Source organism: Listeria immobilis, assembly GCF_014322765.1.
GTDB classification, from domain to species: Bacteria; Bacillota; Bacilli; order Lactobacillales; family Listeriaceae; genus Listeria; species Listeria immobilis.
This window is the reverse complement of the sequence record NZ_JAASTZ010000028.1, coordinates 1-21614: the sequence shown is the minus strand read 5'-3', so window position 1 is coordinate 21614 and position 21614 is coordinate 1. Positions and strand designations below refer to the sequence as shown.

At 33.3% G+C, this 21614-nt stretch carries 24 protein-coding genes and 1 pseudogene; 1 reads left to right on the top strand and 24 read right to left on the bottom strand.

The genetic code is table 11. From position 1 onward, the window contains the following. From HCJ50_RS15230 to HCJ50_RS15220, 3 genes are all read right to left on the bottom strand, one after another. Window positions 1-1115, bottom strand: a 1115-nt coding sequence (locus HCJ50_RS15230) for a SpaA isopeptide-forming pilin-related protein (RefSeq protein ID WP_221637530.1), incomplete at its 3' end; no start/stop codon positions are given. A gap of 123 nt (window positions 1116-1238) precedes the next feature. Further along, window positions 1239-2354, bottom strand: a complete 1116-nt coding sequence (locus tag HCJ50_RS15225; protein WP_185348358.1) for a hypothetical protein — start codon at window positions 2352-2354, stop codon at window positions 1239-1241. Window positions 2355-2836: 482 nt separating this feature from the next. Beyond that, the gene (locus tag HCJ50_RS15220) at window positions 2837-3541 is read right to left on the bottom strand and encodes a hypothetical protein (RefSeq protein ID WP_185348359.1); all 705 of its coding nucleotides are present in this window, start codon (window positions 3539-3541) and stop codon (window positions 2837-2839) included. A 615-nt stretch (window positions 3542-4156) separates the two neighbouring features. On the opposite strand from HCJ50_RS15220, the gene HCJ50_RS15215 reads away from it, so the two are divergent. Further along, window positions 4157-5077, top strand: coding sequence for a helix-turn-helix domain-containing protein (locus tag HCJ50_RS15215; protein ID WP_185348360.1), 921 nt, complete (start codon window positions 4157-4159; stop codon window positions 5075-5077). 207 nt (window positions 5078-5284) lie between these two features. Here HCJ50_RS15215 and HCJ50_RS15210 read toward each other — a convergent pair whose 3' ends face one another. The 21 genes and pseudogenes from HCJ50_RS15210 to HCJ50_RS15110 all read right to left on the bottom strand — a co-directional run bounded on the left by HCJ50_RS15210 (window position 5285) and on the right by HCJ50_RS15110 (window position 21480). Next, window positions 5285-6934 (bottom strand): primase C-terminal domain-containing protein, encoded by a 1650-nt coding sequence (locus HCJ50_RS15210; RefSeq protein WP_187127560.1) that lies wholly within the window; start codon window positions 6932-6934, stop codon window positions 5285-5287. Between the two features lie 635 nt (window positions 6935-7569). Then, on the bottom strand, window positions 7570-8043 hold the full coding sequence (locus HCJ50_RS15205; RefSeq protein WP_185348362.1) for a hypothetical protein: 474 nt from the start codon (window positions 8041-8043) through the stop codon (window positions 7570-7572). 14 nt (window positions 8044-8057) lie between these two features. Beyond that, the gene (locus HCJ50_RS15200) at window positions 8058-8885 is read right to left on the bottom strand and encodes a ParA family protein (RefSeq protein WP_311769516.1); all 828 of its coding nucleotides are present in this window, start codon (window positions 8883-8885) and stop codon (window positions 8058-8060) included. A 295-nt stretch (window positions 8886-9180) separates the two neighbouring features. After that, entirely contained in the window at window positions 9181-10461 is a 1281-nt protein-coding gene (locus HCJ50_RS15195) for a Y-family DNA polymerase (protein ID WP_185348364.1), read from the bottom strand. Next, a complete protein-coding gene (locus HCJ50_RS15960) occupies window positions 10449-10796 on the bottom strand; it encodes a hypothetical protein (protein WP_260443064.1) in 348 nt (115 codons plus the stop codon). The genes HCJ50_RS15195 and HCJ50_RS15960 overlap by 13 nt, the downstream gene beginning before the upstream one ends. Window positions 10797-10801: 5 nt before the next feature. Beyond that, the gene (locus tag HCJ50_RS15185; protein ID WP_185348365.1) at window positions 10802-11062 is read right to left on the bottom strand and encodes a YolD-like family protein; all 261 of its coding nucleotides are present in this window, start codon (window positions 11060-11062) and stop codon (window positions 10802-10804) included. A 130-nt stretch (window positions 11063-11192) separates the two neighbouring features. After that, window positions 11193-11528: a hypothetical protein gene (locus HCJ50_RS15180; protein ID WP_185348366.1), complete on the bottom strand. Its 336-nt coding sequence runs from the start codon at window positions 11526-11528 to the stop codon at window positions 11193-11195. 1 nt (window position 11529) lies between these two features. Beyond that, window positions 11530-12186, bottom strand: a pseudogene (locus HCJ50_RS16140) (TreTu family toxin); the annotation flags it as partial. Between the two features lie 64 nt (window positions 12187-12250). Beyond that, window positions 12251-12616, bottom strand: a complete 366-nt coding sequence (locus HCJ50_RS15170) for a hypothetical protein (protein ID WP_185348367.1) — start codon at window positions 12614-12616, stop codon at window positions 12251-12253. A gap of 210 nt (window positions 12617-12826) precedes the next feature. After that, window positions 12827-13255 (bottom strand): hypothetical protein, encoded by a 429-nt coding sequence (locus HCJ50_RS15165; protein ID WP_185348368.1) that lies wholly within the window; start codon window positions 13253-13255, stop codon window positions 12827-12829. A 68-nt stretch (window positions 13256-13323) separates the two neighbouring features. Next, window positions 13324-13758 carry a YrhA family protein gene (locus HCJ50_RS15160; RefSeq protein ID WP_185348369.1) on the bottom strand — a complete coding sequence of 145 codons (435 nt, stop codon included), beginning with the start codon at window positions 13756-13758 and terminating at the stop codon, window positions 13324-13326. 12 nt (window positions 13759-13770) lie between these two features. Beyond that, on the bottom strand, window positions 13771-15252 hold the full coding sequence (locus tag HCJ50_RS15155) for a pre-toxin TG domain-containing protein (protein WP_185348370.1): 1482 nt from the start codon (window positions 15250-15252) through the stop codon (window positions 13771-13773). Next, on the bottom strand, window positions 15252-15608 hold the full coding sequence (locus tag HCJ50_RS15150; RefSeq protein ID WP_185348371.1) for a DUF3958 family protein: 357 nt from the start codon (window positions 15606-15608) through the stop codon (window positions 15252-15254). Before HCJ50_RS15150 ends, HCJ50_RS15155 begins: the two co-directional genes overlap by 1 nt. A 16-nt stretch (window positions 15609-15624) precedes the next feature. Continuing rightward, entirely contained in the window at window positions 15625-15909 is a 285-nt protein-coding gene (locus tag HCJ50_RS15145; protein WP_185348372.1) for a TIGR04197 family type VII secretion effector, read from the bottom strand. Window positions 15910-16158: 249 nt separating this feature from the next. Continuing rightward, complete coding sequence (locus HCJ50_RS15140) at window positions 16159-16764, bottom strand: tyrosine-type recombinase/integrase (protein ID WP_185381686.1); 606 nt, start codon at window positions 16762-16764, stop codon at window positions 16159-16161. Between the two features lie 214 nt (window positions 16765-16978). Further along, the gene (locus tag HCJ50_RS15135) at window positions 16979-17434 is read right to left on the bottom strand and encodes a hypothetical protein (protein WP_187120645.1); all 456 of its coding nucleotides are present in this window, start codon (window positions 17432-17434) and stop codon (window positions 16979-16981) included. Window positions 17435-17860: 426 nt separating this feature from the next. Then, window positions 17861-18253, bottom strand: coding sequence for an AcrIIA2 family anti-CRISPR protein (locus HCJ50_RS15130; RefSeq protein ID WP_187120644.1), 393 nt, complete (start codon window positions 18251-18253; stop codon window positions 17861-17863). A gap of 65 nt (window positions 18254-18318) precedes the next feature. Beyond that, window positions 18319-18780 (bottom strand): hypothetical protein, encoded by a 462-nt coding sequence (locus tag HCJ50_RS15125; RefSeq protein ID WP_187120643.1) that lies wholly within the window; start codon window positions 18778-18780, stop codon window positions 18319-18321. A 59-nt stretch (window positions 18781-18839) separates the two neighbouring features. Beyond that, complete coding sequence (locus tag HCJ50_RS15120) at window positions 18840-19448, bottom strand: hypothetical protein (protein ID WP_187120642.1); 609 nt, start codon at window positions 19446-19448, stop codon at window positions 18840-18842. Between the two features lie 989 nt (window positions 19449-20437). Further along, the gene (locus HCJ50_RS15115; RefSeq protein WP_187120641.1) at window positions 20438-20854 is read right to left on the bottom strand and encodes a hypothetical protein; all 417 of its coding nucleotides are present in this window, start codon (window positions 20852-20854) and stop codon (window positions 20438-20440) included. A gap of 14 nt (window positions 20855-20868) precedes the next feature. Further along, window positions 20869-21480: a thermonuclease family protein gene (locus tag HCJ50_RS15110; protein ID WP_315984911.1), complete on the bottom strand. Its 612-nt coding sequence runs from the start codon at window positions 21478-21480 to the stop codon at window positions 20869-20871. Window positions 21481-21614: the final 134 nt, after the last annotated feature.

The window sequence follows — 21614 nt, the reverse complement described above, 5'->3', positions numbered from 1 at the left end:
TTATCAATGGTATATCCAGCTGGAGCTTTCGTTTCTACCACTGTATAATCTCCCATTAATAAATCTTTCGCTGTAATGGTACCATCAGCCCCTGTTTTTACATGCGCAACAACTTTACCTGATGAATCTTTCACATCGTATTCAGCGTTAGCTAAAGTACGTTTGTCCGAGCCTGTTTTGGTGATTTTTAGGTCTCCTGTTTGTGCTTCGAAGCCGGCTTTAATATCATTTACAGAAATAGGATCCTGAACTCCGCCAGCAGATACTAATCTTTGTACATTTGATGTTGACGGATTAAACATAAGAGCTGCTTTTGGACGTAAGTTTGTGTTTACATCAAAAGAAATATCTCCGTCATAATCTGCTGGAGCTGTTAACATAAAATCTTCTTTTGCATCAATAGTCACATTACCTGTATATTCTTTTCCAGACTTAGTTACCAAAGTAATACCATCTGGCAATGGAATATATTGTTTGACATTAACATCAGATTCCAATGAATGGGGATAATAACCTGTTTCTTGTCGTTTAGTTGAAGGATTCCATTTTGCTTTTTGATTTTTATTTGATATCGAAAATTTACCCATTGGTGCAGTTTTTGAAGCTGCTTTATCTAGTAAATATTTAACACCTGCATCATTAGCCATGGCTGGACTATCAAAATTTCCTAAATAATAGTTTAAAGCTACATAAGTATCCACATAATTTTTTTCACTATTGCCATTATGTGGATATCCATAAGCTAAAATATTATATACGCCTGCATCCGTATAAACTGATTCTGCATAATTTATATTAACAGGAAAATCCTTAGCTGGATCAATACAAAACGCTACTTTACCACCAACAGTAATATAAGCAGTTGAAGTAGTGTAACCACCATAGTTTGCACTCCAACTACCAGAACTATCACCTGTTGACTTAAGTAGTCGATTCGGATTTTTGCTGCTAATTACGGTCTTACCCGTACTTGTCTCTCCAACCTTATACCCTGTCTCTTCAGCTGCCTTTACAGTCATAAATGGTAAAAACATTTGCATAATCAAGCCAAATATCATCATTAACACTACAGATATTTTTGTTGTTCTTTTTAAGTTTCCTCTTAGTATATTCATTTTTTCCTCCTATAATTTTTTTATTAATTATTACTTTTTACGGTAGGTGCTCTAATTTTCATCTAATTCACTCCAATAAAAAAAGCAATGTATTAAATACACTGCTTTAAGATTATTATTAAATTACCAACCAAAATATTCGTCTGTACCTCCATTCTCATTTTCAGTAACTTTGTTTGGTTTTCCAGGTTCTATATTTCCACTTGCCCTATTGCCTCCTCCATTTGTATTACTTGAAGAGCTCCCTGAACTTGATTTTTTACTACTAGTAGAACCAGACGAACCGGAACTTGATTTTGATGATGTGCTCCCTCCACCTTTGCTTGAACTACTATAATCTTTCGAACCACTCGAACTACTATAACTTTTAGAACTACTTGATCCACTTGATTTTTGGGAACTACTTGAATTCCCACCGTTGTTGCTACTAGAAGCTTTATTACTGTGACCTGATTGACTGCTTTCTTTATTGCTAGTTGCATTATTATTTTCGTTTGCTTGTGCCTTTTCAGCTGCTTGTTCGTATGCTGTCTCTTGTTTCTCTTTTGCTGCTGTTTCTTTTTTAGTTAAATAAGCATTTACTTTATCTAGCTCCTTCGTTAAATTGGCTTGAATATCTTTATTTTTAATTTTAGAAACGGCTTCTTTGGCTGCATTGTATGTGTCTCTCGATACATTACTTTTAACAGTTGCCTTGTTTACATCATCAAAAAAAGCATTCACTTTCTCTTGCGCTTCTTTGATGGATTCATCCTGCGCTTTTGCTTCATTAATGATTTTTTGTTGTTCTTCGACAAAAACAGGTTTTTTATCCTTCAAAATGTCTACATCCGTTTGTGCCATTTCTATGTTTGCTCCAGAAACAAGTACTTGTTGATCATCTAATAAAGAATCTACATGCTTTTTCGCAAGAAACATATTAGTTAAATCCGTAAAATCTTTCGTTATTGCTTGTATTTCTTGTGTGTAGTCAAGATTTTTAGGTAGTTTTTTTATTTTATTCGAAAGAATTTCTAAATCTTCTTTTGTGACATTTTCAGCCAAATTTTCTTTTTTTGTATTAGAAAAATAACGATTTATTTCTTTTTTCACTGCTTTTATCTCATCTTTTTCTTGTTGCGCTTGTTCTTTCTCTTCTGCTTTCACACTATAATTGTGAAACCCAAGCGCCCCACCGCCTAAAATTACCACACTTATTGCAATACTAACACCAATAATTATTTTCCTCTTTTTATCCATCTTTTTAATTCCTTCTTCCTTTTTATTTTATTATAACTTATTTAGATGATATTGTGCATTTTTCCACAATATCGTTTGCTATCTATATTCTGTGTATTTTTTTGTAAATTTTCTTCGGAAATATGAGTCTGTCAAAGCAACGTTGAGGCTGGAGTTGCGCCACCCTATTTAAGCATGCATATTCTCATTTTTAGAGAATAAGCCTTAAAATGAACCAGTTTGTGGCTGTATTTCTGCGTATCTGGTAACCTGGAAACTATCCGATGATAGAAAAGAAAATCCGCTATATTTTCTTTTTATGTATTTATAGACTCGCTACATTATACGGCTATGCGTCTTACGTGCCTTACTTGTTGTAAGGTTTCTGTTTATGTGTAGTTCCACAAACAGCACGAGTATCTATATGAAATTTTCAAAGAACTAAACCGATGTGTGCGTTTCAAATGCACACAATATAGATAGCAATAATTATTTTAGAACCACTAAGCGTGTGCTTTTTTTAAAAATTGAACCTGATATAGTCGATTCCCATTTCTTGCTGCAATAATCATACCTTGCGATCGGATATTTTGAATAGATGGCATAATTTCAACGATACATTTCAGCTCCATTCGCTCTGGTTCAACACAATACCCATTATGCAAATTGATATATTCTTTTTTATCTAAGGTGTAAATTGATTCGGCATTTTCAATCACTTTAGAAACATCCCATGCTTCTTTTGCGAACTTTCTAATGTATTTTTTCCTTGGGAGTTCTATCCGCCGTATTTTTGTAGGTAATGCAACAAATTGTTTTAATTTAGCTTGTTCCTGCTTTTTCCGTTCTGCTAACACATAATCAATTGCTGCTTGATATTCCTTTTTTTCTCGAATAATGCTTGCTTCTTCCGATGTTCGAGCTTGTTCCATCTTTTCAAGATCCATAAGTGATAGCTGTAAGGATTTTTTAGAACTTTTATAACTTGCCTTCTTTTCTACGTCTTCTGTGTTAGCAATGCAACTGGTTAACACGTTTATATTGTTTTTAAGCTCTTCTTTCAAGACTAGATTTTCTAAATTTTCTTTTGCTTTGGTTAACGGTAGTAATATTTCTTCTGCATGACAATTTTCAATTAGCTTTAAAATTTGATGAATATTTTCTTTGATTGATTGTATGTATTTTCCATCCTGTGTTGGCTGACTCATCTAGAAAAACTCCCTCCAATGGTATTGAACTCAACGATGACTAACAAAAAAAGCGCCCTACCACTAATGTGATAGAGCGCTCAAGCGTAGCCTACTACAAACATACAGCAATCGGGGTGCTGATTAACAAAGTAATCTTTCTTTTTGTAAAGGGATGAACAATACAACTTTCAAAAGATTTACTTTGCTAATTGTTGTAGTTTTTGATAAAATTAAAGCTACGGGTGAGACGCCACTAGTTGTTTAGTGGGGTGTGTTTTAGAACCTAGGTTCTAAGGCCACATCTTCTTCAATCTTGCTTGGCGGTTAGATTAAAGAAGGTTGTCTCGCCTTTATTTTTTTGTTAGCTATTCATCGTCGAATTCCTTTTGATTTTAACACGACGATTATTCAAAAAGCAAATACTTTCTGAAATTTTGGGTTTTCCCTTTCCTGTAGAACTGGAATAATAACAAAAATACTAATTAATTTTGTACCCAAATCCTCCCAGTAATTGAAGCTAACATTACCATAAAATCAAACATATAATAACCTCCCTTCTGTACTAATTATACTACACAATGAACCGTTTACAAAATTCAATACCGAAAACGGTAATATCAGGAGGAGAGCGTAGTGAACAATCAACATTTTCTGAAACATATTGCAAAAACTTTACAAAAAATCAGGAAAGGAAAACAACTGAAATTAACTGATATTCAAGGGATTAACAAGAGTACATTAGCTAATCTCGAAAGTAGTGATAGGATACCTTCACTGGAGAATTTCTTCATCATTGCAAACAACTTAGACATTACCGCAAACGAAACTTTTTTCATTCACAACCATTATCAATTAACAGAAAAAGAACAAATAATCAATTCGTTTAAAAAAGTCCCAAATAGCACTGCAACAGAACAATTACTCCAAATAAAAAATGACATTAAGCAATACATGACTAAAAATGGTTTTGATCAATATTTAGATGATTTACTTTTAATTACAGAATGCTATATGGAAATCAATTCTCGAGAAACATTTATGGTTGCCAATCCCAAAGCATACGAATTATTAGATAGATTAAATGCTAAAAAAATATGGACTTATCAAGATATGTATATGGCCTCTAAAATCTTTTTTTGCTTTCCACCAGAGACAGCAGAAGAACTAATTAATCGCATTTTAAGTTCATTATTCACTTACAGAGATTTCGAAAACATCGGTAGATTTCACTGTACTTTTTTACAAAATTGTGGTCACTATTTCTATGAACTAGGTCAATATAGCAAAGCTAAAGAAATCATTTTAGAAGCCATAAACACCAGTAATAAAAATAGTATTATTATCACTTACATTAGTTCAAAATTTATCCTGTTAGAAATTGAATATCATGAAATCCCCTCTAAGAGAGAAAAAATAGAGGAAGAAGTACAATTTATCGTAGAAACACTTAAATATCTACAACGGGCTAACCTAAGTACACAAGTAGAAAAAGACTTCCAAGAATTAAAAAAGAAAATAAAAAAACAAGAAGCTAAAAAGCTGAAAATCAAATAAATACTAACGCCTTTCGTTGCACTCAGTTGTTCAGCGTACAAAGCAAAACGGTATTGCTTTGCAAAGCCTCATTGCTTTGTACGCTCTACAGTTACAGAGACCTGGAAAGGTCTTTTTTTATTTACAAAAAGTAAACACATAAAGATTCAGGATTACCAGAGCAAAGGTAACTAGAATTAAGTAATTGGCAATTGAGCCCATTTATTTTTAAGTCCCCCAACCACTCTCTAAATGCGCTTTAGGCCTTGTCTTGTACACCTCATCTAGCAGTAACAACAATGGACTTCCCGAACTATCCCCTTGAGGAAGTGCTCTCAAAATGGCGTTTTGTGGCGCTAAATTACCTTCTTTATCGAACAGTTTTTGTGTTATGTACTGCGCTGCTTCCGTAAAAGTCGCTAAAAATTGAATGTATTGTTCTTTTTGTGCTTGTTTTTTAGTAAAAGCATAACGTATAGCTTGTTCTACAACGATTGCGACAGTCGATAGCAATGTTCTGGCTGTTCTTCCTTTGCCCTCCACTCTAGAAATTATCCGTTTTGATTGTTTCAATAATTTTTTAAGTGTGGCAAATGGTATGTTGCTTTCTTCGGCCAAAGCTCGTTGAGATTTTTCGACAAAAGTTTGTCCTGGAAGAATGTTTTTTTGTAAGTAATCTTCTAAATCAGCTTCCCATTCTTCAAAATGCGAATATTGGCGTTCATTTCTGGCTTTTCTGTGCTTTCTAAACACACGAGTACCTTGCTTTTCAAAGATAAATGGTGTAGAATGCTTGATTTCTGTATTAGAATGATATGTTTCTAAAATTCCTTGAATGTATTCTAAATTTGCCCCTTTGTATTTACCGGAATAAGCACTGGTTAATATCTTCTCCACTTCTCGTTGAGATAAGGAATCTTGCAGATTCGTATTAAATTCATCTAAAAAATTGTAAGCTTCTTCATAACTTTTATTAGATGAATAACAAGCTAATGCCAATGTAAATACTGCATTGTTTCGGCCATATTGTCCTTTATGCCCACGAATATTAGTTAATTGTACTAGTTGTTGAAACCAAGCTTGGTTCGTAGCCATCGCAAAAGATGCCGATTTTTGTACTAGCTTTAGTCCTGGTTTATTCGTTTTTTGGGAATAGACTTTTGACCACGAAACTAGATCTGTATATTTTATTTGATTGGACAAATTTTCAAAGACGATGTTTTGCGTATTTGGCGCACGAAAGAAACCAAAATCGTTACATCCTCGATCCACAGCTGAAATCTCTTCTGCAAAAGCATGCTTTAAGTTTGTTGCAATTCGTTTAGCAACTCTTAAACTTTTGAAATTGTTCGCATTGCTGATAAATACAGGGTTCTCTAATACAAAATACATTTGAAAACCTTTATTTGTTTTTAAGATAAAAGTCGGTGTTTGGTTAAGTATTTTCATCGAAACCATTACCATTTTTGCCACATCGACTTGTTGCGTATCAATGTCAATGACGTATGTATTTATTTGCTGCAGGTTTTCTTCTGCGTGGCCTTTTACGAATTTTCGGTTGTCATCGCTATAGGTTCCCCATCGAAAAATATTGGGAGTCCAGTGACTAAATTTGTTTGCTTCTTGGATAAGTGCTTCCTGACTAGTTACGATAAAACCGCGAACACCTTTGGATCGTTGCAAGTCTTCTTTTTGGCGAACAACAAATTGCACTCCTTTTCGATGGCCATGTTTTGCTTCCATTTCTGTAAAGTGTTTTTGTACAGACAAGACCCCATCGCTATTTCTTTTACGAAAAGCTGTGATACCCTCTTTTACGACTGTAGAAATGACTGCTGAATATGTGTATAGATCCATTTCATTGTGTGAAGAATACATGTAGGTTAGCTCCTTTCCTGTTATTTTCTCACAAAAAAAGACAAGTCCCTCCCCCAAGAGAAGTTACTTGTCCTTCAAAATAGACAAAATAAATTCGCATAGGAAGAAAAAAATCGAACTCCTAGCGAAAAAAGTTTTGGAAATGGCTAATTATCAACGTTTAGAGCCATTGTCAAATAAACCTATTTATGGTATAATTTTTTTATCAAATTCTCTAAAAATGATAAATTTAATACCACATAGGGTTTCGTTGCTAGGATTACATTTTTGGTCGAATGTAATTCAATTTATATTTTGTGTTTTGGTCGACACAAAATATAAATCGACGATTCCTTTTTATTTTCAACAAAATTATAACACTAGTTTTGAGAATAAAACAAGGATAAATTTAATTAAGGTATAAGTTATACTTAAAGTTTTCAGGTATAACTTATACCTTAATTTAATAAAAAGTATAAGTTATACATGTTGTAAAAAAATGTATAACTTATACTTTAAATGGAAAACTCCCTAATTTACATCATTAATTCCATTTTTAAAATATTTTATTAGTTTGAATTTAAAATATAACTTATACTTTAAATTTCATTATACTGGTATAACTTATACTTTAAGTTAACTTTAGTGCCGAAAATTTATTTTAATTTATCGAACATTTCCTGTATTTCTTTTTGAATATGTTCTTCTTTTGCAACTCCTAAGCGATGAGAAATATAAGAATCAGTTAACGTTGCTACAATCATTTCAAAAGTAATCCTTCCAGTTGTATCTTGGAATTCTACCATGTAATCCTGTAGTACAGAAAGTTTACTTTCTAACGCTGGTGATATTTTTTTAGGTTTAGTTACTTTAAATCTATCATCAGTGATTTCTACAGGTCTCCCACGTTTCTTACTATAACTATGTTGCATAGGAGAGGGGAATTCCTTTGGTTGTTCAAATTGATTTTTTGACTGTTCATTTGAAATTTTAAAAGCACTATTATCAAAGTTTTCTTCTCCAGATATCTCAATTGTTTTCCTTCTGACTTTTTGTGCCTGTTTTACTAAAGGAGTAAAAGACTCTTCCTTATCATTTTTTGTATCAAATGAAGAACGATCTTGCTTCATCACCTACACCGTCCTTAATTGTTAATTTTTTCATAATAATTCTTCCGTGCATCAAATTCATTTAATAATTTAATAAAAGTAGTATGTGCCAGAAAGTCCCACTGATCATATTTACCGTTTTTAGTTAGATTTAAAAATATTCCTTCACCTGTATATCTCCTCAAACGTTTTTGATATGTAATAATGTTATCTGAAACTGCACTACCATATTTTTCTTTTGCCTCTTCTAAAATTCCTTCATCAATTGAATCAGTTGGATCAACCATACAAGGAATAATATCTAAAACTTGTAGATTAATATTATATCTTTCAACCATAAAATTTTGATAACCTATATACTTGCCAACACCATCTAAAGATTCATCGGCAGTTTGAAAAGCAATTATAGTGTAATCCGAAGCAGCCATAGCATTATCGGAAAATTCGGAGATAGTTGGTGGAACATCAATAAATATTTCATCATACTTTTCTTTTATTGGAGCAAGTAATTTGGAAAGCACCTTAATTTGTTCATTTTCATCTTGTATACGTGTCACAAATTGGCTAAATGCCCTAAAACCTGTATCACATGCAATGAGATCTAGATTTTCGATAATTGGCGTAATACAAAGTTTCAAATTGTTTTCTTGGAAACCATCAGTGATAGTCTTTTCAATTCTTTCAATATTCCCAGTTCGTGCTAATATTTGCGAAGCATTAGCTTGTGGGTCTAAGTCTAATACTAAGGTTTTTCTTTTTCTTATTACAGCATTATCAAAACCTAGCATAGTTACTATCTTAGTTTTACCAACCCCACCTTTGAAATTACCAACTGTGTAAACTGTAGCAGTCAATTTCTTCACTCCTTTCTTCTATACATAAAGTATAAGTTATACCTCTATAAATGTCAATAATAAAGTTATACTTTATATTTTTTATTTATGGTATAAGTTATACCATTTTAAATGTATTGCATTAAACGGCTATTCTTAGCTGTTTAATTATTGTATAACTTATACATTTTATGTTAAAGGAATAAGTTATACCTTATATTATTATTGTATAACTTATACTTTATTTTACAGTTCATTCCAAACTAGTATTCTTAAATCCAACCAGCTTAAGCGATTGAAGATTAAATTGCAATATATTTTGTTATTAACCCTTATGACCTCCAACCATTCCAGAACGCTTCAAGCCAGTTGCTCCAGTCAAAAGACTGCTTGCATGCATAAGTGACTTAAATCCATACCTAGCTCGTATTTTATCTACAGTAATATCTAATTGTTCCTGGTTAACCGTCTGAATAGGATTTTCAAATAAGTTTAACTGCAAACCTAATTTTTTAACAATCCCTCCGCAACTTAATTCTACTTGCCTTACTGCCTCGTCTTCATAATACTTCCAAAAAAGCGTTAAAAAATGGGCTACAATTTCCTTCGTACTGCTTGTTGCTTCTACTTTAAGTTGATGTCTAAATCCGCTTTTTATGCTGTACTTGCTGTACCTTATCCCAAGGTGTATAACGGTCGTATTGACATGATGTTTTCTTAATCGCATAGCAATTTCTTCAGCCATTTCACGTATAACAATCACCACTTCTCCTGGATTATGATAATCACGTTCTAAAATTTGACTCTTCCCATAGCTTTTCGAAGCAGGTACATAGCGTTCATTTATTTTGCTGTAGTCAATCCCATGCGAATGGTAGTATAACTGCTCCCCTATCACTCCTAAACGCCTTTTCAAAAGTGGGGGAGGGGACTGACTTAACGCATACACACTAAATATGCCTAACCGTTTTAAATTCTCTGCAGTCCGATGACCGATACCCCACATATCAGTTAATTCTTTTATTTTCCAGATAGTATCCTGGACATTTTCATATCTCCAGTTAGCGATTCCATCCGCTTGATGTTTGGCCGCATTATCTAACGCAAGTTTAGACAACAGCATGTTATCACCAATTCCAACAGTCACAAATAAGCGTAGCTCTCGTAAAATATCCGCTTGAATTCGTTCCGCTATCTCTTGTGTGGATCCAAAAAGTGCATGTGATCCAGTGACATCTAAAAACGCTTCATCAATCGAGTAGGGGAAGAAAAATTCTTTGGGTACATAGCGTAAAAAAATCGCTTGTATCATCGCATTTACTTTTAGATATAGTTTCATTCGTGGTGGAGCAATGATAATTTCTTTATCCCAAGTGGGTACTTCATACATGCGAGAGGTTGTTTTAATTCGATGAACTTTTTTCATCATTGGACTTGCTGCAAGCACTAAACCACCTGCTCGATCGGCATTACTCATCACGACTAATTTTGCTTTTAAAGGGTCTAAGCCTCGTTTAACACATTCCACGCTGGCAAAGAACGATTTCACATCGATACAAAGAATGTCCCTTCGTGGTGCATGCGAGTAATCTTCTACTTGTACCATTTTTCTACAGTCCGTTCTTCTACGTTTAAAATACTGGAGAAGGGAAGAGAAATTACTTCCGTTGCTGTCCGTATGAACAGTAAATCTTCATCTATTCCAACTATTTTTCCGATAACATCCGGCTCCGGAAAGGAGTCCGCATTTTGAGGCTTTTTCTGTATCACTAATGAAGACTGGTGTGTGATAGCAGCACTTAACACGCTCTCAATGCATTCTGACGACATCGCTTCTCGCCATTTTAGCTTAGAAGAAGCTTGCTGTTGATCCATTTGCTCATTATGTTCACTTAAGAAAAATCCTTGCCACTTTTTAATGCCTCTATCTTGATAGGTCATCCAAATCACGACCTTTCAATCGAGAGTATTTCTATATCTCGCACAATAATTCCATTCACTAAAATAGTCTTCAGCGACTCATTAAATAAGTAACATTTTCCTGAAACATGATGTTCATAACCACCTGCATACGTGGTAAATCGTAGAGAATAATCCTTTTCTATGGAGTCGTGTATTAATTTTAAATATTGTTCCCAGCGCTCACTTGTAATAATAGGCTGGGTGACCCTCTCATCATACTTTTTTCCAATTAATAACTTTTCCATGGCCAAAACCTCCAAAAAATAATAAGAACATATGTTTGTATACATTATACAAACATATGTTCTTATTTGCAATATATCTTTTTTATCATTTTTCAGTTTAAGAGGTTAAATATTTACTATTTGTGAGCTATTATTCATTGTTAGCTAGAAATTGAATTCCTTTATCTAATTCCTTCTCAATATCTGTCAACATACTCGTATCATCGTCATACCAGGAATAAATAATTTTAACTTTACTGTCCACTACAGATACCACTTCAAAAGAAACGTATCTATATGGTGCATAAGTCGCTTCTTCAACTACAATTTCTGCCATACATATGTCATTATCAAACTCTACCACATAACCATCTTTCTCATTTTTTATGATGGTAACTTTTATATCGTTTTCCTCAATACTTTCTATATTAGAATCTAACCATGCGATGATGCCTAATCGGATGCTATTAAAAATATTATTTTGCATATTACTTCCCTCCTAAATTAGTTATATCAATAGCTTCTGGCATTTCTGTAATTGCAGGCAATCCTTTTTTCTGATTAAACCTGTCAATTAAAGAACCTGGACCTGGTATTTGCGCCCAGCCTTCTTTGCCAGCTGGAAAAATCGTTTTTTCATCTACTTTAAATTCTGCATATAGAGCATCATCAGCTGCTGACGGAAAAGCCTTTTTATCTGCCGGATAAGACACGTAAGCCCTATTTCCGTTTCTTGACATTTGAACTTTACCAGTATCTTTCATTTTTTTATATTCAACACTCGACATCCAACGCCCTACTTTAGCTAGCCTTATTCTTTCCAATTCCTTAGCTAAAATTTGTTTATTTCTTGCTGCTGCAATACCAAATCCTGCGCTTAAAGCCATATCTGTTAACCCAGTATCGTTCATGACATCTTTCCCACTAGCAATATAAGCAGAGGTTCTTAAGACACCAGCACTAGCATTTGTTACTTTTTGGCCAGTTAAATAATTCACTCCCTCTTCCCAGGAGTCATTGACTTTGCGTTCTAAGTCTTCTCCTGACAGTTCTGTATAAGAAACAGGGGGTAACTCTTGGCCGTTTTTTTCGAGAAAGTCTTGTAATTCCTTGTTTTCGAATCATTTACCATTTTTTTCAATTAACTACATGGTCACTTTTTTTTACGGGGATTTCTCTCTATCTTTTAGTATAGCTTTTTGTTAGAAACTATTGTTGTTGTTTCAGTTTCGCTCTTACTTGAAAATAATCGTCTTCTTTTTGTTCAAGATAAGCCATTTGATCATATAAATCTTGTATCTCCTCTCGGAAAGCTTTCTCTACATCCTTATACCCCTTATCCCTTTGGGCAAGTTCTTTCATTCCTTGCCCAATTTCAGCAAAGTCCCGAAAAGGAAAGTTGCTGTACATCTCCCCCATTTCAGCAAATACATTATTCACGCTTCGATTTAATTGATCCGACTTCACCTTTGTTTGTTGAAGTAGTTTGAGATGTGCTTTGACTTTTTGTTGTTTCTGGTTATTTTGATAAATTTTGACATCGATGATGTAGATTTGTTGCGGATAAGATAACATGTTTTGACTCCTGACTATCATTTATTTAAAGGACTATTCTTTTTACCTTTTATGGGTGCTACTTGGATGGAAAGTTGCTTTCTCCTCTTGTGAAATATTATTTTAATGTTTTTAAACATGCTATTTCTTCATCAGACCATCTTTCATTCTTAAAAAATAGTCACACTAATTAATTCTAGTATGACTATTTTTAAAACTTTAAGTATTTTTTTATTTATTATGGTTTTCAACTGCCCAATATGCAAAGTCATCAATACTCTTATTATCATCTCCAACATCGGTAAGACGCCCGTTAAGTATGAAACTTAAACGATCTGGATTTAATTCCTTTAAAGAATACTTATTATTATCCGCATTTAACAGATACTTTATTTCTTTATTATATTTCTTATCAGGGCTACCATTGCGATACAATTCTTTTAAATCTTTTATTTCCTCTGTTGTTAAATATCTAGTTAGTCCATATTGTTCAAGTTCTTCACGAGCCTCCGAAGGTAAACTATTAGAAAAATTATTGATTCTTTCTATACGGCTTTTTTCCTCTTCATTAGCCTTGTATACATTATGTCCAACTATAGCCCCTATAATTACTAGAATTATAAGTATAAATGCTCCCCATAAAACCAATCCCTTTTTCATTTATGTGACTCCTTTATTTCACTTAACTGTCTTTATTCGCCACATCTGCATCGTTAGATTGCAATACATTATAATAAACTTATTTGCATAGCTTTTTCTATTAATTCGCTTATATTATTAAACTCTTCTTCTACTTCGCCTCCAGGTTTATCTAATATTTGAAAAATGTTCATTTCCGAGTCCCATACATACCAACTGATGCTATCTTCCCCGAAAAATAGATATTTTTTGTTCCATTCATTTTCGTACCAAATTTCATTATTCTCTACCAGGTCAATATCTTCTTCAGTATCAAACCCATATAAAAATAATCCATTGAAATTTAGACCATTCGTGTATACTAAAAATGAGTTTATATATTGGTCAGCAACAGTAGACTCTCCAAATTTTGTAATCATCCATCTTTCAAATTTTTTTATTTTTTCATTCGGAATTTTGTTTGGAAGCGTCTCACCAAATTCTTTCTCTTGCTCTTCTATCTCTCTTATTAAATTTGTAATCATCTTTTTCCTCCTTTACTTTGATGGTGGATAAATAATCCCCTTTGGAATAGGAAATTTCACCTTAACACTTTCCCCTGGTTTCATATTTTTAGAGAATTCATTTTGCGTATTTGTTATAACACTATGATATGGATTTTTTTTCATTATAATAAGGTTTTCAAATTCATTTGTTCCTGAATCATCTAAAGGTAGCTTATGATGTACTTCATATCCTTTAGGAACTTGTCCCTTTTTCATTTTCGCTATATCATTCTCATTTAATCCAGCAGTTTTAAGTTCTTTTAAATACTCAGATTTAGAAGTGAGTTCCTTTAAATAATTTTTCCGAATGGAAGAGTCAAATTTATTTCTTAAAACTTTTCTTTCCGATCCAGAACGTTTTGTGTAAATAATTGTTTTTTCCATTACACCATCTAATTTTACGCTCTTACCTTTTAATTTTCCTACATGTTCTGTTTTACTTAAATGAAAGACATCATCATACCCTTCGTACGTAAACTTAAAGGCTTTATTATCACGAGCTAGTTTGGCAAATTTTTCAATCTTGGCCACTTTCACAAAAGGGATTATAATAAATCCTGCTGCTAGGAATCTTTCACCAGTGGAAACCTTTTTACCAGTCATTGGTTCCACACCAAAAACAGCACGGACAGCATCTATTACGGGTGTTACAAAATCAAAGATAGCTAACCACTTCGCATTCGTTTCTTTGTTTAACTCTACTTGCTCGTCTACCCTTTTTAACGTAGCTTCTGTATCTAATTTGCCATCTTTTACCACAAATCCAGCGTAACTCCCTTTTGGTATGTAAGGTAGTGGCATATTTTCTTCATACTCTTTAATAAGTGCCTCTTCGGCTGCTTCTTGTTTTTTCTTTTGGTCAACCGTCCATGCTTTCTCGATGGAAGCAACCCAGGACATATTCATTCCCATGGTACTGAATGTTCCAGTTGAGGCGTTAAAACCTGTATGTTGTAACACTTCAGTTAATCCTACCTGGAGATTTTTTGCTTGTTGGATAACAGGGTCAAAGTAAGTCGCTGATGTTTGATGAAACAAGCGCAAGTTTTCTAATTTCATCACTAATTTCTGTTTACACATCGTATAGATGGCATCCATCGGCTTCATTAACGGTAGCTGATCTATCATATCCTTTAGCTCTGCTTGTAGTCGTTCTATTTCTTCTATTTGCTGAACTAATTCTTCTTCGATAACGTCCGTATTCGCCACTTCTGCTTGAAAATTGGTCGTTAATTGTTTGTTTGGTTCTTGTAAGTCCTGGCAAAGCAAAATCATTCCTTGTGCTAAAACTCGATATGTCTCCATAAAATAACGTTTCGCACTTGCATAGGTCTTTCCTTGTAAAGATGGCTCCAAGTTAAACATATCTATCGCTCGAATAACATCTTCCAAGCCATCAATGGTCAATTGACAGAAAGTTTCCACGCTAGTAGTTTGACTTTCTACTTCTCCTAAGTACATATCTATGCCCATTATTGCACCTCCCTGGATAATGTCAGGCGCTGGTGCAGGCATTCATCTTCTTTATCTGCTAGTTGCCTTTTATTTTTTTGCAATTGCTCTGTTTGTTCTTCTAAATCATGAATAACCCGTTGATCCATGTATCGTAAATCCTGGTAATGATTATCTAAGAATGCATTCATCTCACTGTCTCTATACCAGAATTGATCCAACCTTCTAAAAAGGTTCGCTTGTCGAAACCGAAACTCATGGTAGTACTGTTCTTTTCTTTCTAAGCTTCTACGATCTTGCTCATTTGTTTCTTGTTGTTCATTGATTACCCGTAATTGTTGTTGTATTTCTGCTAATTTTTTCTCTGTTTCTGTCATCCCATTCACCCCATATTCAATTGGTAAAATCAAATAGTTGTTTCAGCTGTACATCTTGATATTCAAATTCTTTTGCGACACTTTGAACATGTGCTATATCTTGGATTAATCCTTGTTGAAATGAAAGGACCATTTTCTGCACCGTTTGATTCGTTGTCAAAGCTTCTTGATTACCTAAAATAGTTGTTTTTTCTGCTTGCACAATAGAACTAGCGCCAGCGTTTGCTACCTTTTCGGAAGCTTGGCCAAGTCGCTCTGCACATCTTGCAGCAGCTGAAAAATTACTTTGGATTTCCGTCATCGTATCCTCTCCTTGTACAATTGAAACTATCTTTATTATAGCATTTTGTTAGGAAGCATTTGTGAGCATATTGTGAACGGTTTTACATAAAAAACGAACCAGGGGTCTCATCGTTGTTTATTTTTCCCTAACACACGCTCTATTTTCTGCTATAATTATCCAATAAGCCTTTTATTACCCATATAATAGAAGGAACTAATTATACTCATTTTCATCCCGGCCGGAACTTTTTGTTCCGGTTTTTGATGTTTATAAACCTAAACTACTTACCGCCTGGTCTTTATCTTCCTGTTCTATGCCAATGTATCTAAGCGTTATTCTTGGTGAAGAATGGTTTAACAACAGTTGAATTAATTCCAATCCCACCCCATTTTTATACAAATGATATCCAAACGTTTTTCGCATGCTGTGCGTGCCTAAATGCTGCAACCCAGCTTTTTTCCCAGCATTGGAAATAATGTACCATCCTTGTTGCCGGCTTAACGGCTGTTCTCCTCCATTTGTCTTCCGACTTGCGAACAAGTAGTGATCTAAATCTTGCTGAGCAATCCATTCTGCATGTTCTTTAGATACAAAATCCCAAATATCCTTCTGCAACTTCTTCGTTAAGATCACCGAGTTGTTTTTTTCCGTTTTTTGCTCCGTCATCTTCAATCGACTTTTCACTCGGACTTTTTGCCGATATATTTCTAAAACATCTCTTAACTTCAAACTCAACAAATCCGAAATACGATAAGCCGTATTGATACCGATAGAAAAAAGTAACACGTTCCTTTCTCCAAAATCCCCTTGGGACAAAATAGTTTTCATCAACGCAATTTTTTCTACATTTTTGATTGGCTGCACTTCTTCCATTTGAAAAATTCACCTCTTTCACCAATCTTACTTAATGTCATTATATCATATATTAAGTAAGATTCAAAACGCAGGAAGAAAAAAGAGAAAACAAAAATTTGTCTTCTCTCTTAGAACGCCAATGTTTTTCGTTCTTTTCTCGAATCTTACTCAATGTCATTGAGTAAGATTCGTTTACTAATAAAATACAAGTTCTTGATCTATCAATTTCACTTTAATCATCTTCTTTAGAAAGAAATATATATTCTATTAATGCATTACTATGTAAAATATTCCACTTCTTTTTTCTAACGTTTTTAAAAATGATAACCGCTAAAACTGAGTAAAAATATACAGCTACGCTAACACCAACTATATACATGAAGAAGTCTTCATTTATCTTTAAACTTTCTATCATCCCACCCAATTCTCCAGCATTTTCTTTAAATGCTTGTAAGAAAGTAACAATCATCGTCCTAATATAACTATTATAATATGTCATCCAAGCAAAAGTTCCCGTAACCAACGTCGTAAAAGTAACTGTACTCAACCACTTTATGATAGACCATTTACTTCTATTATATTCAGCTATTTTAGTATCCGCATACTTCATAATAAAAATCAACTTTTCTTCACTGATACCTTTTTTTATTTCTGAGTTAATGTAATTACATAAGCATTTGTCACTCATCTTCTACTTTTCTCCCTCTCTTTATATTTAATGTAGTAAGCTTTTGTATTCTTTTTCACTATGCTATAATATCACAAGTAAGTAAGTTTATGGTGGTGGCTAGCACTTTCAACAAGAAAGGGTGATGCCTATGAAAAATTTTTGTTGGATCTCCTGGAAAGGATAACCTATGACCGTTTATGAAGCACTGTCTTTTGCAGTCGCTTTTGCAACACTTGTGTTGTTATTAAACAGTCAAAATAACAAAAAAAAATAACCACTCATAAACTTTGGCTAGTTTAGTGGTTATTTTTATAACATATTAGACTAGCTGCCACCTTAAATGGGCTTACGCTGGAGAGTCATGTTGTGGCATGGCTCTCTTTTCATTTACATAATACCACATTTCAAGTTAATTTGACAATATTCTGTACAAAAACTTCTTAATTAACCTATCTCTCTCTTCAGAACTACATTTTTTTCTTCTTCTTGTTTTTTGTTAGCTGCGATTTGTTCTTTTGTTGCTAAAAACGCTTCTGCCTCATCCTCGCCAAAATTGGTTGTTTGCACAATATGAATATAGTAATCTTCTCCTTTTTCCATTTCTAAGAAAGTTGAGGCAAGTAACTTTTCATCTAGAAATAATCTATTATCAAAACCTTCTAAATCGGTCGTACAAAGAGCTAATGGGTAATTTTCTGTTTGAGTAATGACTACATAATCCCCATCGTTTAAGATTTGTTCTGCAATTTGAGGTGTTCTAATTACATCTTTCCCAGTCAGTTCTTCCAATTCCAAAATAGCTTCATCCAATTTTCTTTGTGATGTTTTACCTGTCATCAATTATCATCCTTTCAATTTCTTTGATCAAGAATATCTATTATTGCACAAAATACAAATTTCAATTATTCTTCAAAATCTCCATTTATTTTTTTCTTTCTTATCATATCTATCGTTTTGACAGCATTCTTTAACGCTTTTTGAACATCTTTTTCAATATTTAAATGCGCTTCTTTTTCAAAGCGAGCAAAATTCATTTCTTCCAGTTCCATATCTAACGCTTCTACTGCCTTAAATGCTTTATAAACATTTAATTCTTCTTGAGGAAAAGAGCAATGATACTTTTCTAAAAATGGCCTAATACCATATAAATCATCATATTTTGTTTCTATTACTTCAAGTTTATTCAAAACTTCTTCCGTTGTTTGATCAGTAGCTGCTGCAAGCGCTCTAAGAAGCCAAACTGGGTACTCATCCAGTCCTTTTTTTGTGTATAAAAGTAGAAGCTGGTTAGAAATCCCACTAATTTTGGCCAGCCTATATCGTGTGATGTGATGTTCGTTCAAAAATTCATCTAATAAATTCATTGTTTCTTCTCCTTTTTCTTGCGTGCCGCTACTTACTAACAGCACGCACTATCCTATTATTATTTAAATAATTCTTTTACCTTTTTATTAATAGCTCTTTTTTTAGCTTTAAAAGATGGGTATTTTTTTACTAATTCGTTGTACCCTTCTAACAGGAAATTTGTTTGAGCTTCCACTTTATTTGCAGATAATTTATATTTACTTTGTTCTGCTTGACTGACTGCATGCAACCAATCACCTTTGATTACACCCATTACTTGTTCGTAACCAACCATCTTCGGGTGTTTTTTTGTGCCGCCCCAAATTTGTACCTTTATAACAGATAGAAATATATTTTCCGTTGTCCTGCTTTCCTTTTCACTTTCTAAATACACTTTGTATTTCTCTTCCCATTCCGCCTTATTTTCTAATAATTCTTCGGCTACGGTTGAAAGTGAGTAATGATTAGTTTCATTGTAATAAGAACCTGTGTGGTGCCAAGAAGTGGATCCGATCCTTTCCGCAACATACTTCCATAATTTTACTGTTGCTGTACGTAATGATTCATATTCTTCATTTTCGTTAATAAATGCTTGTATTAAATCTTTGTTAAAATGAGTTAACGGTACTTCGTAATCTTCTATTGCAAATTGACTATTTACGCTTCTTTTTGTTCCTATGTATCCCATTTTACGCACCTCATTCTTTTTATTTGTTTTATCTCTTCTCTATACTTCTATTATACTAAATTATAATTTAATAGTCAAGTATAATTTAATAAAATATAATTTATTATTTTATCTTTAAAAAGTTTTTTTCGCATAAAAAAACGCCATGCAAGGAGCATGACGTCTCTGCTATATACTACTTATACAAAGGGAAAATAAAAATAAGTAGGCTGCAGAAAGTAAGATGAATGAAATAAAAGTAGATAATCCTATCTACATGTACATTATTACACATATAATAGTCATTTTCAACTATGCTTTTTCTAAGGTCATTCTAAAGGAGAATTATATTTTGAACTGTCCCTAAAAAAATACGCCACGCAAACGCATGACGTTACTGCTATATTTACTAACCTTTTTAACGGGATAGAAGGAAAGTAGCAAGCAGTACAAACTGAGCCGAAAATATGTAGATAACTGACAATATCTACATGTATATTATTACACATGCTGAATGGTTATTCAACTATGTATTGTTTTCTTTTGAAATCATTCTTTCCTCATTTTCTATATTTATTGACTAAAGGTTTAAAATATAACTCTTCTCCTTTTTCTCTTGCAGCAATTGCTTCCTCTTTCGTGTTAAATGTGCCTAAATGATGTTCTTTTCCTGAAATACCTATTCGAGCAATCCATTTATCGTTTTAAAATCCAATTTTTTTCCACATCGAGGACAATACGAAACCCAAACTTCTAAACAACTTCCTTTTTGAGAGCTTTCATCAATGACCTTTATTTCTAAATCGTTATTAGCGGTTAAACGGCATATTCCCCTATTTCCATCATACCAACTATTTCTCTTTTCCATATCCTCATTACAAAACATACACATGTTTTTTTCCTCCTATTTTTTTATTAAGCAAAGATTGGAGAGGTTTGCAAAGCAACACCGTTCTAATCTTTGCTTTTAGCAACTGTAGCGAAGCGAAAGGCGATAGGCTCTTTATTTTTTAATCATAAGAAAAGAACTCTCCATCGCTAATTTTTTCCTCTAATTCTTCCATTTTAGAAATTGCAAGTAACGCTTCTTTTTCTGAAACTTCTACTAAACTTTTGTAATTCAATTTTTTTGCATTTAATAAAATGTCTTGAGAAGAAGCAAATTTCTTAATAACTAAAATATGGATATGGTAATAAGTAATAAACGCTTGTTTTAAACACAAATCAGCTAAATCATAATATGCTTTTACCTCATAATCTCCTAACGCTTCTTGAAAATTGATATTAAATGCTAATGTTACTCTGTTTTTCAACTGAATTTCTTTTACAATTTTAGATCTAATGTCATCGTAATTGTATTTGTAAGCTTTTACCTCATACTTTGCTATTTCATCTATTAATTGTTCTAAATTAGATTCATTAGACAATGTTTTCACCCCTTTTAGTTCGCTTGAAATCCATCGTTTGTTACATATCCTTGTTTAGACCAAATATTTTTCTTTTCTTCTTTTGCTGTCGCTTCCGCTTCTTTAAATTCACTTAAATATCTTGTATTGGGTTCATAAACATAAGCAACTCTTGCATATCCTTCTTTTAACATCATTTCGTTAATATTTTTTCCATCGGCATATACATAAGCAAGAACACGGCCGTATTTATCTGTTGCGCCTCCAACATCGTATTCTAGTGTTAAATTTTTGTTCGTAACTAACTCTTTCATGCGATTACTTGCTTCTTTTGCGTACGGTTGCACGGGCGTATTGGGTTTTACGCTTTCAGGTGTATCAATTAATAACAAGCGCACAGTTTTTGGTTTGGTTTCTCCCTCAAATGTAACAGATAAAGTATCGCCATCTGTGACGTGATTTAGTGTGACGGGAACGGTATTTTTTGGTGCTGCCGTTGCCTTTTCTTCTATAAATGGAAGAAACGACTTAATACTAGTAACTGTTTGATTCATTTTTTCATTCATATTGTCAATATGTATTGCACCAAATCCACCAGTTATTGCTACAATAGCCATTGTTATTATCCATTTTTTCATTTTCCGCATTTGTCCTTATCCTCTTTTCTTTAGATACTTCAAGCGGACAACTATCCGCTTGAAGTATCGCATTATTTTATATTTAAAAGTTGTAACAAACTATATCGTTCCATTTTCACAAAGTATTTACAGTATAAATTTTT